General features: G+C 48.7%; 12 protein-coding genes. 8 read left to right on the top strand and 4 right to left on the bottom strand.

The features are described from left to right. The 5 genes from DEO27_RS03665 (at window position 1) to DEO27_RS03645 (ending at window position 5,182) form a co-directional block, all read left to right on the top strand. Entirely contained in the window at window positions 1–1,002 is a 1,002-nt protein-coding gene (locus DEO27_RS03665) for a hypothetical protein (protein ID WP_112569849.1), read from the top strand. Window positions 1,003–1,182: 180 nt separating this feature from the next. After that, the gene (locus DEO27_RS03660) at window positions 1,183–3,111 is read left to right on the top strand and encodes a type II secretion system protein GspD (RefSeq protein WP_223818155.1); all 1,929 of its coding nucleotides are present in this window, start codon (window positions 1,183–1,185) and stop codon (window positions 3,109–3,111) included. Continuing rightward, window positions 3,033–4,331: a hypothetical protein gene (locus tag DEO27_RS03655; RefSeq protein WP_146750011.1), complete on the top strand. Its 1,299-nt coding sequence runs from the start codon at window positions 3,033–3,035 to the stop codon at window positions 4,329–4,331. Before DEO27_RS03660 ends, DEO27_RS03655 begins: the two co-directional genes overlap by 79 nt. Before the next feature lies 1 nt (window position 4,332). Further along, window positions 4,333–4,860 carry a hypothetical protein gene (locus tag DEO27_RS03650; protein WP_112569845.1) on the top strand — a complete coding sequence of 176 codons (528 nt, stop codon included), beginning with the start codon at window positions 4,333–4,335 and terminating at the stop codon, window positions 4,858–4,860. 52 nt (window positions 4,861–4,912) lie between these two features. Then, on the top strand, window positions 4,913–5,182 hold the full coding sequence (locus DEO27_RS03645; protein WP_146750010.1) for a hypothetical protein: 270 nt from the start codon (window positions 4,913–4,915) through the stop codon (window positions 5,180–5,182). Between the two features lie 434 nt (window positions 5,183–5,616). Here DEO27_RS03645 and DEO27_RS31955 read toward each other — a convergent pair whose 3' ends face one another. After that, window positions 5,617–5,772 (bottom strand): helix-turn-helix domain-containing protein, encoded by a 156-nt coding sequence (locus DEO27_RS31955; RefSeq protein ID WP_410505398.1) that lies wholly within the window; start codon window positions 5,770–5,772, stop codon window positions 5,617–5,619. A gap of 376 nt (window positions 5,773–6,148) precedes the next feature. On the opposite strand from DEO27_RS31955, the gene DEO27_RS03635 reads away from it, so the two are divergent. Continuing rightward, on the top strand, window positions 6,149–6,388 hold the full coding sequence (locus DEO27_RS03635) for a hypothetical protein (protein ID WP_112569841.1): 240 nt from the start codon (window positions 6,149–6,151) through the stop codon (window positions 6,386–6,388). Here DEO27_RS03635 and DEO27_RS03630 read toward each other — a convergent pair. Then, the gene (locus DEO27_RS03630) at window positions 6,363–7,463 is read right to left on the bottom strand and encodes a hypothetical protein (protein WP_112569839.1); all 1,101 of its coding nucleotides are present in this window, start codon (window positions 7,461–7,463) and stop codon (window positions 6,363–6,365) included. The two genes, DEO27_RS03635 and DEO27_RS03630, sit on opposite strands and share 26 nt — an antisense overlap. Before the next feature lie 441 nt (window positions 7,464–7,904). On the opposite strand from DEO27_RS03630, the gene DEO27_RS03625 reads away from it, so the two are divergent. Further along, a complete protein-coding gene (locus tag DEO27_RS03625; RefSeq protein ID WP_190295311.1) occupies window positions 7,905–8,813 on the top strand; it encodes a sensor histidine kinase in 909 nt (302 codons plus the stop codon). Next, complete coding sequence (locus DEO27_RS03620) at window positions 8,794–9,501, top strand: LytR/AlgR family response regulator transcription factor (protein WP_112569835.1); 708 nt, start codon at window positions 8,794–8,796, stop codon at window positions 9,499–9,501. Before DEO27_RS03625 ends, DEO27_RS03620 begins: the two co-directional genes overlap by 20 nt. Here DEO27_RS03620 and DEO27_RS03615 read toward each other — a convergent pair. Both DEO27_RS03615 and DEO27_RS03610 read right to left on the bottom strand, forming a co-directional pair. Further along, the gene (locus DEO27_RS03615; RefSeq protein WP_112569833.1) at window positions 9,485–12,400 is read right to left on the bottom strand and encodes a lantibiotic dehydratase; all 2,916 of its coding nucleotides are present in this window, start codon (window positions 12,398–12,400) and stop codon (window positions 9,485–9,487) included. The two genes, DEO27_RS03620 and DEO27_RS03615, sit on opposite strands and share 17 nt — an antisense overlap. Then, entirely contained in the window at window positions 12,397–13,071 is a 675-nt protein-coding gene (locus tag DEO27_RS03610; RefSeq protein WP_112569831.1) for an RNA polymerase sigma-70 factor, read from the bottom strand. The genes DEO27_RS03615 and DEO27_RS03610 overlap by 4 nt, the downstream gene beginning before the upstream one ends. Between the last annotated feature and the right edge of the window lie 403 nt (window positions 13,072–13,474).

Raw genomic sequence — 13,474 nt, 5'->3', positions numbered from 1 at the left:
ATGATGAAGAGAATTTTAACTTTTGGCGCTTTTATAGTTGCCGTTGGAACCGTCGCTCCGGTTTTGTCCAAAGGAAAGCGTGCTGTAGTGGATGTCAGCCCGAAAGCAAGCAGGACAAACGATTTGCATTTATTCCGGGCCAGCTTATGGCAGAACATAAAAAGTCTTACACCGATGAAAGCTGCTCCGGCAATTGAAAAAGAGGATTCAGCATTCAGGGACCAGCACATCATATCTGTTTGCGGAACGGAGATAAGCTTGCGCAAAGTGACAACCTTCGTCCCAGCCAACGGCGGGCCCGGGCCAAAGGTATTAATCGAATTATTCAAAGTAGACGTCTATAATCCCGGGCGCGTTGCCGGCGCTCAGCACGATCGTAAAACCGGAGTCGGCTTATCCTGGGGCACGGGTCACATCTTAACTTCAAAAAGTATAGACACCTTATTGGACAGGCTGAACAAAAACGCCTTTATTAATCTTGGGCAGTTGGCGCCGGCTTTTTTTGATAATCTGAGGGCGCTTGACCGTCATGATAAAATTGAAGTGGGCAGATTACCCCAATTGAGCGCAACCAACGCCGAGGCTGCAGAGCTGAGCCTCGGCAGCAAAAACTATTACCCGAAAAATAAACAAACCGGAAGCGCTACTGCAGCTTCAAATGCTGTTTCCTCAAAAGTTTACGAAATGATTAATAATAGATTATCCGTAGCGTTCAAACCTGATAGCCTAAATGGTGATGAACTAAACTTTAGGATCAGCGTGAAGATTTCCGACGCTATTGAAAATCCGGGGACCTCTCCCGGCAACCCGGTGATCAGTAAATCAGAGGCTAATTTACCGGTTCACAGTGGCGATGTTATTGTTTTGGGCGGGATCGGACGCCTGGAGAGCAGGGAAAACCCAACACATGATCCGTCCTACAAATGGGTATTCATGGGGTTACCAAAACCCCAATCAGGCATTATCAGTGTCCTGTTTATTAAACCTACAGTTATCAGGTGAGAGAACGGATGTAAGGCTACCGCTTAGATAGCTTAGGACTTAACAGGGGAGGCATTGAGGAACCGGATGGGGCTTGCCGGTAGCGTTGCTTTCAATCCGCAGCCGGAGACTTAATTGATGGTATGTGGAAGTCCACAGGAATGAATTGAGCCGACCGTTGCTATTTTATTATAAAGTAATATGGGGAAAAGATTTTTACTTTTTTTATTTTTTATCATTATTGCCGGACGCCTGAGTCCAGCCATCGCGCAGGAAACGGAACGTGTCCAGGGGATCCATCAGAAACTTGACGACCTGGCCGTAAGGGTCCCCGGCCTCGGGCAGCGTGTACAGCTGCGTATCAGCGGGATATCGATCCGCGAATACCTGAATGCTCTTGGCCGCGCCAATAACCTGAACATTAGTGTGGATCCCACACTTACGGTCGTCGTCAATGACAATTTTAACAATGCGACCGCAGCAAATATCCTCATGCTGCTGGCACAGAAATACAACCTGGATATTACCGTGGTAGGAACGATCATTTATATCACACCTTTCCAGGACCCCAATCGTTTTGTGAAACCTTTGTTGAAGGATATCAACGCGAAGTATAACCAGGCAGAGAATAAACTGTCGCTGGAATTGCAGAATGACAGCCTGCCGGCGGTAGCTAAAAAGATCAGCCAGGTTTCAGGTAAGAATGTGATCGTGCCGGGTTCGCTACAGGCTAAACTTGTAACGGCATTCATCGAAGGAGCTCCTTTTGACGGGGCACTGGAAAAGCTGGCTTTTACCAATGAATTGAAGATGGTGAAGACCGGTGACGGCTTTTACCTGTTCCAGCCATTGGGAGAAAACGAGGAGCTGTATATCAATGGGGATAAAAACACTTCTGTCCGGAAGAATTTCAGGCCTGCCGGGCCTGTTGCCGGAGGCGCAACGGGCTTATATGTCCGGATCGTAAATGGTCAGAAACTGATCTCAGCTGATGCGGTTAACGCACCGATCAATGATATGGTCAAGCAGGCCTCACAGGAAACGGGTAAAAGTTATTCGATCTATTCGGAGATCAAAGGCAACATTACCTTACACGTGATGGATGTAAGTTATGATACGTTTCTCAACCTGCTGTTCAAAAGTACGGAGTATACATTTCACTCAGAAAGCGGGATCTATGTTATCGGAGACAGAAAACAGGAAGGTCTAAGGTCTTACCGGGCGATCCATCTGCAAAACCGGGCGATCGATACGGTAATGATGATGATCCCGTCCGACTGGAAACGCGGACTGGAGATCAAAGAGTTCCGGGAACAGAACACCCTGCTCGTGTCAGGATCGGATGCACAGATCAACGAAGTGGAAGCCTTTATCAGGCAGCTTGACGTTTTGGTGCCAAGCGTACTGGTTGAAGTGACGCTGATCGATATCCATAAATCAAATACAATCTCTACCGGGATCTCAGCCGGCGTTTCCGATAGCGTAAAAACCGGAGGCACGGTTCTTTCGGGCCTTGATTACACGTTCGGGGCCAAATCAATCAACAGTTTTCTCAGCAGCCTGAGTAAAAACAGCTCGATTAACCTGGGCCGGGTAACGCCTAACTTTTATATCAGCCTGAAAGCGCTGGAGGAAAGCAATAATGTCGATGTTCGCTCAGTGCCCAAACTGGTTGCCCTGAACGGGCACACTGCTAAGATGAGCATCGGCAGTAAAAGATATTATAAAAATACGACCCAGAATGTGATCACAACCACGGCCACGCAATCTATTTTTTCGAATGTTTATGAAGCTGTTAATGCTGATTTATCCATCGGGATCAAGCCGCTTGTATCGGGCAATGATGAAGTGACGCTTGGGATCAGCGTTAATATTTCTGACTTTACTTCTATCCCGACGGACGGCTCTCCGCCCCCACAGTCAATCAGCAAGTTTGAAACCAGTTTGCGGGTACATAGCGAAGATACCATTGTACTGGGTGGTATAGAACGAACGGAAAGTGACGAAAGCGGCTCAGGAATTCCGATACTTTCCCGAATCCCGGTGCTGAAATGGATTTTCAGCAGCCGGACGAAAACCAAATCAAAAGTGGTCAGTGTATTATTTATCAAATCGACAATTATCAGATAGTGAATATGGCGGTGCTGGATCGTTTTTATGCAATCAAACAGGCTGGTGGCCTGAGTGTTGTTATCCTCAAGGATGGCAGTGCCGAGGCTGGTTATTGCCAGGTATCGCTTGACGGCAAAAAGCTTTCGTTTGAAAAGAAGCTCAGAGGTCTCGATTTACTGGAATTACGAAAGCACATCGTGCCGGCTGTACCCTTAAGTGTCACTATTTCAGGTCGCGGGGTATTGTATAAACAACTGGACCGGGCAGAAGATATCAGCCCGGCCAATTTTTCAGCAGTGCTGCCCAACGCGTCCATGGATGATTTTTATGTGCAACATTTCCCTTCGGGGGCACACTCCTTTGTGGCTGTCATGCGTAAAGCAGAGGCTGACAAATGGCTTGACCTGATTTTGGGCCAGGGGCTATCTCCGGTCATGCTAAGCCTGGGTCCTTTTCCTGTGGAGCATATCCTGCCGCAGCTGAATATTTATAATGAGGAAATTATCTTCAGCGGCATAAAAATTGAAAGGTCGCCGGACAGGAACTGGAAAAGCTTAAGTTTCGGCGAGGCTTTTCAGTCGGTTTATCCCATTAAGGTTGAGAATGAAGTGCTGGAGCAACAGCTCGTTGTTGCGTATGCAGCGGCTTTTCAGTTACTGCTTTCCGGAAAGGTGAATGCGGTGAACGCGGGTGTGCCTGCTGTAGGATTGGCACTTGACGGGTTGATCAGTGACCGGAAATTTAAGGTAAATACAGGCGTTGCCCTGCTGGTCTGCCTTGTTTTACTGCTGGCTAATTTTATATGGTTTTCGGAGCTGAACACGGAGAATGCCCGTTTAGCGGAGGAGGTCAGCACCTCCGCCAGGACAAGTACGGACATAGAAGCTCTGGCTGATAAGATCAGGCAAAATGAATCTTTACTGACCGAGCTTGGCTGGGACGGCGGCATCAATAAAAGTGTGCTGATCGATCAGGTCGCCGCATTGATGCCAGGTGAGCTGACCTTAAAGCAAATTGATATTAATCCGGTTGATGCAGCTGCTGAGCACGATTTTGCCAGTTTGAAATTCCAGGAGCGGAAAATGCTGATCCGGGGGGAATCTGCGCAGATCATCCCGGTCAATGAGTGGGCGGCAAGGTTAAAATCAAAGAAATGGGTAAAGAGTGTGGAACTGGAAAGCTATAATTTCAATAATGAACTGAGCACCGGGTTATTTACATTAACGCTGACCTACTGATATGCTGAAGTACTGGCCTTTTAAGAAAGACTATTTATTGGTATTGATAATTGCCCTGATGGTCACAGCGGGTTATAAGCTGGCTTTCAAACGTACGATGGAGGCCCGGAGCCTGAACAAAGAGTTTAAAGAACAGCTCAAGCAGCAACACAGCGTTGCAGACCAACCCGGTTACACAGAGCGGAAGGATACCAATCTGGCCCGGATCATCGGTCTTTACCGGGTTGATACTGTTACTTTCAGGAATAATGCAATCAACTCGATAGCCCTGATAGCGGAGAAAAATAATGTAAAATTCATAAGCGCGCCGCTGCAGGAAAAACGTTATCACACCGAAAAATATATGCTTCAGAAATTAAGTTTCTCGGGAGATTTTTTTTCATTATTGAAATTGCTGAACCAGCTGCAGGCTGCGAAGGGTACGGGGATGATCCGGTCCTGCTCTTTCAGGGTTCCTTCGGGGAGAGCGTCTCCGGAGGTCGCGAAAAGTGTTTTGTTGGATATTGTCTTTCAGGTGGTAATCAAGTAACCTGCCATAACGCCCCTGCCCCGCTCTTTTTGTCTCTAAGCACTGATTCATAATGTCAATTTCATATCCCTCATGTTATTGCCCTCCATTGCGGTTATCCCCTTCGGGAACAACCAGTATACAAACCAATTTCACGTACGACCATATGTACCGGGTTACCGCGATCAACCAGTATTATAACGGTTCGGCAACGGTAAGCCATGTGGCCACTTATAGCTACAATGAACTGGGGCAGGTCTACCAGAAAAAGCTGGCCCCGGTAAGCGCTTCCAGTTACCTGCAAAGCGTGGACATGCGCTACAATATCCGGGGCAACTGCTGAGCATCAACAATAGTAAGCTGAGCAATGACAGCGGGCAAACGAACGGCGATACCAACGACCTGTTCGGAATACAGTTATTGTACGAGAAGGTGGATGCCAACCTGGGTAATAACAGTTATTATAAGGGCAAGCTTTCGGCTGTCAATATCTAATGATCTGAGTGGAGTTCGTCTCAGCAGAAACTTTCCGGGAGCAGCATCGAAAGAATCTTGATCGGCGCCGCGGGGAGGAATGAAATTGAAATACCGCATTAGTTACCGGAAAGCGACTTCATAACACATTTAAGCGAATATTAAAGCTATAATAGCCCAACTGCCCGCCGGAAATGACAGTATTAATTGAGCCAGATCAGGTAAATTTAGATTAACAAAATGCCAAAAATTGCCTAGTCCTTAGCATAAGACAGGTCAGGGAGCGCCCGGATAAACTGCTTTTTATTTTCTCAGTAATTCAGTAATGTCGATCTCAAGGCCCTTGCAGACATCCAACAAGTACAGGTAGGTCGGGTTGATATTACCCCTTTCGACACGGCTGATTGACTGCGGGTCCTTATTGATCCTGTATCCCAGATCCTTCAGCGTAAGCCCCATACCGTTCCGTATAGTCCTGAGCCTGTTACCCAAAACGAGCAAACTTTCCTTCTGTGCCTCCTTGATACCCATGTGTTAACTACCAGTATCAATTTTGGCCACATTTAAGAAAAAATCAATCAACGTATACGTTGATAATTGAAAATAATTTCTATCTTGTCAGGCATCAGCATCAAAGACGGCGACGGCTTTGAAACAAGCCATTCCGACAGTTCCGGGTGGCTGACCGGTCAAAATCTCCGGGAACGGCAATACCCGTGATTTAACTCAGGTCCGGAAAAAATTAACATCCGGAAAAACCCAAACAGCTACTTTTTTACCTGGTAAAACACCGACAAAACGACCAACAGGCAAAAGCCCTATTAACCCATCAGCAATGAAAAACCCGGAAATACTATCCGTACCCATCCATAAACTGCCGGTAAGCCGGTTATTTAAACAGGGCAGCGAAAGACTGGGTTTTGGGACCTTACAGGAAATCCTGGATGAGACACCCGGAAAGCTAATGAAAAAAGAAAATTTTAATTACGTCTGGTTCGGGGAACTGATCGATATCCTGACAGCAGAAGGCCTGCTGCACCTGTTACAACCTACGCAGGGAAACAGTAGGGTTTAAGAAAATCAACCGCGCTGCCGAGCATCCGGACAACTTTTAAAGCGGAAGACTGCTCTAAAGCATAATACGCGTTACTGATACTTTCCGCCGAGATCTGCTCCTGGCGTTTTGTGGAAAAAACCGCAGCGGCGTGATCGAATATCGCAGTCAGTTTGACCGCCCCGTAAAAACCCGACTGATACAGCGCCCGGATCATACAAGCTAATTGTTTCACAGAAATATTGAGCGGGATTTTAGAGGTATCGCTCCCGGCAGGAGCAGAAAGCCTTAAAAGCGCCTGGTAATCATTCAGCCAGTCCCGGTACAGGGCACCGATAGGCGGCCATTTCGTGTCAAAACAGCGGCTGCACGCCACATGCGTCACTGGAACACCGGCAATTAACTCGGCGAAATGTTCTGCATGATCTTTAGGGCGTAAATTCGAAATGCCTTTTAAACACCGTTTGCGCAAATAACCAAAGAACCTGGCGTGATTGAAATTGAACGCCATCAACGTAGCAACCAGGATTTCATCCGTCATCAAGGCGAGATTCTTCCCTTTGCCAGACAGTTCCAGCATCAGTTCTTCCCGGTAATACAAAGCCTCCAAGGTCATTGGCCCCGCGTCCGGGGATTGGTAAATTGGTCCAAGACTTTCTCTTAAACACAATTTAAAATCCTCATCGACATTTGACAGCAAAAGCTGTTGACAGAATTCCCGGTAAGCCGGCTCAAGCAAACGAATCCTGTACTGTAAATATTCCAGAGCAACCCATTGATCCTGATCAATAAACCCGGTGTAAAACCTCAACAGGTGATCCATGAGTTCATTGAGTACTTTCGGTCCATCCGGAAAAGCATTAAGAAACTTCTCGGATATCAGCCCATTCAAAAAACTGAAATGAAAATCAAAATATCGGGATAGTGCATCTTTATTAATATCAGAAAAAGCTGCAATCGACCATGCTTCCCTGGCCCGATTACAGCTTTCTGTCGCCACTTTGCTGAAGTCCGAACTCCATTTATTATCAACGGCAGCTTTCTTACCTTGTCGGGCAAGTATCGTTGTCAATATCTGCAATTCGTTTTTCAACATTCCTTTTTATACGATTACAATATGGGTAGTCGTACCAACGGTCGTACAAGTGGTGGTAGGATCGGTTGTATTTGTACTGTTTGTAGTGGTTTCAAATCCCAAATAGGCTCTGCCCTGTTTGTAAGATTTCAAACATTTCGGTTCGGTTAATTTTAATTTTCCTGTTTTCATAATTATTTATTTTAAATTAATACGTATTTGATATATTGAGTAAATAAAACGTAAACAACATATTTCAACTGGTAAACGGCAACTAAATCCATCAAAGCTATAAACCACTCCATGAATAAATATATTATCCCACATATCGTATACTGGCTTGTTTATATAGTTTATGAGATGCTTTTCAACAAATTTCTATATCGCGTATCCACCCCGCTTGCCAGCTTATTTTTTTTCTATACATGCAATATATGTGTGTTTTATTGTCACTATCATATTTTGAACCGCTACTTAAATCGTACACCGCCGCGATATCTGGCCTTGATTTTCATGGTGATCGCAGAAATTCTAACAGCGTCTTCAATTAAAATAACCTTCGACTATTTCATGATGTCAACGAGTCTCCCACCGGAGGAATTTTGGCGCCAATTCAAAATGGTGGCCGGGTTAGATTTTCAGCGGACTTTATTTTTTTTATTTATTTCAACTGTTATTTGGTCTGCAATAAATTGGGGCCGGCTTCAGCGAAAAACGACAGAGGCTCTTCTCAGAAGTACGCTTGCCGACAAAACAAATGCTGAATTAAGGTTCCAGTTCGCCCAGGCCCAGAACGCCTTTCTTAAACAACAAATCAACCCACATTTGCTGTTTAACACCTTAAATGCCATTTACAGCACCGTGTATTTAAACGCACCAAAAGATTCGGAAGCATTATTATTGCTGTCGGAAATCATGCGGTACAGCTACGAGGAACCGGACAGCAAGGGACTTGTTGCGCTCGAAAGCGAACTATTTCAGTTGAAGAACCTCATTAAATTAAACACTTACCGTTTCCGGGATACCGTTCAATTGGACTTTGACCTTAAAGGCGACGCTAACAATCACCGGATTATCCCCTTAGTCCTGCTTACCCTCACCGAAAACATGTTCAAACACGGCGATCTCCGGCAAAGACCGCGCTCACTTGGTATAACGATAAATGAAGGTGGACAATTGAGCTATTTCAGCAATAACGTCCGCAAACTGCGTGGACAGGTCGAACCGAATGGCAGCGTCGGCCTAACAAACACCCGGCTCCGCCTTGACTACGCTTATCCCGGCAATTACAACCTGGACATCACGCAAACCGAAGAACTGTTCACCGTTAACCTTAACATCAACTTAGCCTATGAACGCAGTGATCATTGACGACGAACCGCCAGCTATAGACCTACTTTCTGCATACATTCAAAGAACAAACCTGTTGACTTTGCAGTCAACCTTCACCAACCCGGCAGAGGCCATCGGCATTTTTAACAGCGCCAATCCGCCGGACATAACCTTCCTCGACATTGACATGCCGGGCATCAACGGCCTGGATTTCGCCCGTCTTATCGGGCATAAAAGCCAGATCATCCTCACCACGTCCTTCCGCGAACACGGCCCCGAAGCTTTCGCACTTGCCGTGCGCGATTATCTTTTAAAACCCATCTCCTACGAGCGCTTCCTCGAAGCGATCAGCAAAGTGCTTCCCGCCCCTTCCCCCGGTACGCCATCGCCAGGCTTCTTCTTTGTTCACACCGAAATACGCGGCATTTACGCTAAGATCGATGTCGCCGATATCCTGTTAATCGAAAGCGATGACAACATCGTGCATATCACCCTGTCGTCGAACAAAATAACCGCCACCCACCAACTCGCCGAAGTCCAGAGCTGGTTGCCACCGGCCCTGTTTTCCAGGGTCCATCGTTCCTTTATCGTCAACCTGGCCAGGGTTACTGCCATCGACCACGGCCAGGTCCAGCTGGAAAACGGCACAAGGGTCCCCATCGGCAGGAAGTATAAAGAACCATTGATGGCCAAGCTCCAGCAACTCACCATCAACGGCCGTCCATAACCGCAGCTTCCGATTGCGCCTGCCGCTTCGAACCCGTCACCGCCATTTTCAACAGGCAATGCCAGATCAAAGCTTCATGGCGGCGCTGTTCCGAAGTAAAAAACCGGTTCACCTGCATATGGACTATATCTGCCATCAACTGCTGCCGGTTGAAACCACTTTCCATAGCCGCTTCCGAAAGGCGCCGCAAGGCCAGCTCCAGGGCCGGTGAAACCATACCAGCGATCCCATCCCCTGAAACCGCCTCAGCCAATCCGGCCCGCAGCTCACGGAAACGGTCATCCATCGCACGCTTCAGTTTTTTACCCCCGCCATGCTCCCGGAAAAAAGCATCCGCGCACCAACGGCACAAAGGGATCACCTGCTCCCAGTCACCATCGAAGAACACCGTAATGATCCGGTAACAATGCACCAGCGGCCAGAGGCTATCCCTGGCTTCCTCCCTGGTTGCCATAAGCGCCAACCGCTCCGCGACAAACTCACTTCCCCGGCAAAACACCTCCTCCACCGCTTCGATCAGCCCGGCCGAGTAGCGTTCAATTTCCCGCTGGTAGGTGTCGAAATAAGCTTGCTGCACCACAGCCGAAACCTCCCCTCCCGCTAACAGCGATTGCAGCCCGTACTGGAAATCTTTCACTATCCCCGCATCCAACCGGAAGCGGACCCGGAGGTGAGGCCCGGTATCGTAATAGCGCACAAAGAACCATTGCCTGATCCGCTGCCTGTTGCTGCTGATCCAGGGCAACAGCGTCCCCAATAAAATTTGCTCCAGGCTTTGATAGGTCGCGTAAACCTTCAGGTAAACCCACTCCGAACCCGGGGCAAAATCCCGGACGACCGGAACGGCTTCGGCTCCCGGCTGCACCGGGGCATAAACAGCCGCCGGATTCATCAAAGACAGCACATACTGGTCATTAAAACGGCGGCCTTCAGCTTTCCCGATATATTCCCTGATGACCGGCTCCACCTGCTCCTTCAGCGATTCCAGGAAGAAGAGCGCCTCTTCATCATCCGACAGGTCGAACACCAATTGCTGGTCGCCCCTGCCCATCGACACCCTTGCGGGTATCCCCCGCTCCCGGCAAAACAAATGCAGGCGGCTGATCGACAGCGGCCGCCGGGTAAGCGCCGCCGTTTCCGCCTTGTCCAGGTACCATTTCGCCAGGCTCAGTACCGTTCGTCCGTAAGCCATCCGCGGGTAGAAATTCAGTCCCGGGAAATATTTCTCCGGATCAAAGTCAAAATTCGCGCGGACCGATTTGTACTGCAGGGCACACAGGAAACGGAACAGCACCATTTCATTATGGTGATAATTGAAAGCCGTCGGCAGTCTCGGGATAACGCGTTTACCGCTTAGCCGTTGCACCAGCAATACCTCCCCACCCCTGACCAGCACATCCACGTCCTTTGGTAAAATACTCCCCTCCGGTGGAAAACTGTTCAGGGGTATCACCCGCCCGTAAACCCGCCTGCGCCGGTTGATATTATCGACCTTACGGTGGCTTACCTGCAGCACCTCGGCAAACAAAACCTCAGGGTTGGCCCCTTCCTCCAGCGCCGCCACTGACCTGCAAAACCCTTCAAAATCCCCGCTGAAAGCAGAAAAACGCCCCGTTAGCGCATTGGCCGTAGCACCGCCGATATTTTGAAAAATGAGCTTATCGCCGGCGATCGAACAAAAAACACTCGTAGACGGCGGGAACGGCAGCTCATTCCCCGGCAAACCGGACACATCCCCGGCAGTCAGCACCACCGGCTCATACTGATCCCGCCTGCCGTTTTGCAACCAGGCCTTCACCAGCAAACGGTGCACCGGCGTCCAGGTCAGCTGATCATTCTTTTGCTGCACCTGCCCAAACTCCAGCCCTTTCAGCAATTCATGCTCATCCGAAAGCTCGCCCTCATCAAAAGGAACGCCCAAATCAGGGTCAAGCGCCTCCAAAAGCGGGACCCGGCGCTCGCCGAACTTTTGTTCAAAAGCCTCCCTGAACCTGTCCAGGTTATTCTCCGGCGGTACAGGCGCCAGTACATCCAGCACTTGCAGCGCTTCCAGCACCTCCTGTTGCCAGTGCAGCGGTAAATCAACCGACGCCTGCAATTCCAGGCCCGCATAAAACGACTTCCCGTCCCGGACCCCACCGGCAACCAAATCCGGTAAGGACAGCCCTTCATTATAATTCACCGAAACCTGCCCCTCAAACACACCGTCCCTTAAAAGCGATAAAGCCTGCTCCGTGATCAAAACTTGTTCATCCACCAGCCTCACTATATGCGCCCCCGCCTCCTCATCCGTACAATCCGTCAGTTCCCTTAAATAGTCAACCAACCGGGCCAAAGGCGAAGGTTTATCCGCCAGGCGGCCCAACAGCAGCTCATCCACCTCGTCATAGGCCAGCAGGTACACAAAAAACGACAGCTTGCCTTTAGCGTCCGTTTCATAACGCGAATACCGCCAGCCCGCAGCGAACCGGTACAAGGTCGGGTTCAGCGCAAGCAGCACATCACCCGTCAAGGGTCTCGCCTCCAGCCCATCCAGTTCATATTGTACCGAGGGCAGCAAATGCAGCACCGGATCGATTCCTTCAACCTTTCCCCCTTCACCCTCCAAGGCCCAGCCCCCCAGCCCGAAAGCCGAAAAAGCACCAAAAGGCGTAGCCCGGAAACTCATCCGGTTATAAAACTTCAGCGCCGTTAAGCGCTCCCTGCTGTTCAGCAAATCAAATTCAAAACCCTTCTTCTCCAGTTCCCGGTAAAACTCCGGCGAAGCCAGCCATACCGCGTTCCTGAAAGCCTGCAGCTTCAACACCTCCCCAAGCCTGTCCACCCTATACGCCGAAGCCTCGAAATACGGCCTTCTGACAAATACCTTATCCAGGAACCCGATCTGCTCAAACTTCATACCGCCCTCCCCGAAAAAGTGAAAACCACCTGAACCGCAGCCAGCAAGGAAACCCTCAGCTGCCAAGCCGCCAGCATCATCACACCAACAAACACCAGCAACAGCAGGTAAATAACCGCCCCCAGCTTCGCCCGCAGGATCCGCAGCGCATTGCCCACCTGCTTGGAAACATTCCCCTCCGAAGTATCCAGACGTTCCGCAATTTCCTTATGCGACAGGTATTCCTTCCGGCTCAGCTCAAAGATCCGCCGCATCTTCGGCGGCAGCTCCTGCACCTGCAGCTCAATATAATCCATCAGCTGCCGCTCCCTGATCCGGTGATCCGTAGGCGCATCCGCAAACCTTTCCATACCCACATCATCCACCAGCGAAGCCCAATACGCACTTTCCACCTTTTCATGCGCCCAGAAATTAAAGATCCGGTTACGTACAGCCATATATAAATACCCCGCCAGGTTAGCCTCCACCGCACACGACGACCGTTTAAGCCATAAACCCGCGAACACATCCTGCACCACATCCCTGGCCACCTCCTCATCACGGAGTTTCTTAAACGCATGCCTGAAAATAAGCTTAAAATAACGCTGATAGATTTCAGTGTATGCTGAATGATCAGACTTATCTAAAAGCCCGAGCAATTGAGTATCAGAAATTTTGGAATATCTTATCATGCCTTATCTTCCATTATGCCTAGACGAAAAGCAATAATGGAAGACAACTATGCCGCATAAGACTAATTGCTGCAGTAATTTATATCCGTATGTATATTGAATTCCGCTCATTGTAATTTTTAAACAAAGAGCCTAAGAATCGGGAGATTGTCAGTAACACAATAGGGCTGGCAACTCGCCGGTCTAACGTCCACAGGTTCTGGTAAACCGACTATTTCTTTCGAAATAGCTTCACACGTTAGCATAAGCGAGCACCAGCCCTATTGCAAATAGGGTATGGATGCTCAACTTACCGACGCGTGAAATTTACCAGATTTGTGGGCGCGGCTCGTATGCGGATTCTAAAATATCCGCAAATCTATTTATAAAAGAATTAATCGTTCATAATAATCAAATATAAAAT

Source organism: Mucilaginibacter rubeus (genome assembly GCF_003286415.2).
GTDB lineage: Bacteria > Bacteroidota > Bacteroidia > Sphingobacteriales > Sphingobacteriaceae > Mucilaginibacter > Mucilaginibacter rubeus_A.
The sequence above is the reverse complement of the archived record's forward strand: the minus strand, read 5'-3'. Positions and strand labels throughout refer to the sequence as shown.

Coding starts and splice junctions, on each gene's coding strand:
- DEO27_RS03665 (WP_112569849.1), top strand. CDS start 1: ATGATGAAGAGAATTTTAACTTTTGGCGCTTTTATAGTTGCCGTTGGA.
- DEO27_RS03660 (WP_223818155.1), top strand. CDS start 1,183: ATGGGGAAAAGATTTTTACTTTTTTTATTTTTTATCATTATTGCCGGA.
- DEO27_RS03655 (WP_146750011.1), top strand. CDS start 3,033: ATGGATTTTCAGCAGCCGGACGAAAACCAAATCAAAAGTGGTCAGTGT.
- DEO27_RS03650 (WP_112569845.1), top strand. CDS start 4,333: ATGCTGAAGTACTGGCCTTTTAAGAAAGACTATTTATTGGTATTGATA.
- DEO27_RS03645 (WP_146750010.1), top strand. CDS start 4,913: ATGTCAATTTCATATCCCTCATGTTATTGCCCTCCATTGCGGTTATCC.
- DEO27_RS31955 (WP_410505398.1), bottom strand. CDS start 5,772: ATGGGGCTTACGCTGAAGGATCTGGGATACAGGATCAATAAGGACCCG.
- DEO27_RS03635 (WP_112569841.1), top strand. CDS start 6,149: ATGAAAAACCCGGAAATACTATCCGTACCCATCCATAAACTGCCGGTA.
- DEO27_RS03630 (WP_112569839.1), bottom strand. CDS start 7,463: ATGTTGAAAAACGAATTGCAGATATTGACAACGATACTTGCCCGACAA.
- DEO27_RS03620 (WP_112569835.1), top strand. CDS start 8,794: ATGAACGCAGTGATCATTGACGACGAACCGCCAGCTATAGACCTACTT.
- DEO27_RS03615 (WP_112569833.1), bottom strand. CDS start 12,400: ATGAAGTTTGAGCAGATCGGGTTCCTGGATAAGGTATTTGTCAGAAGG.
- DEO27_RS03610 (WP_112569831.1), bottom strand. CDS start 13,071: ATGATAAGATATTCCAAAATTTCTGATACTCAATTGCTCGGGCTTTTA.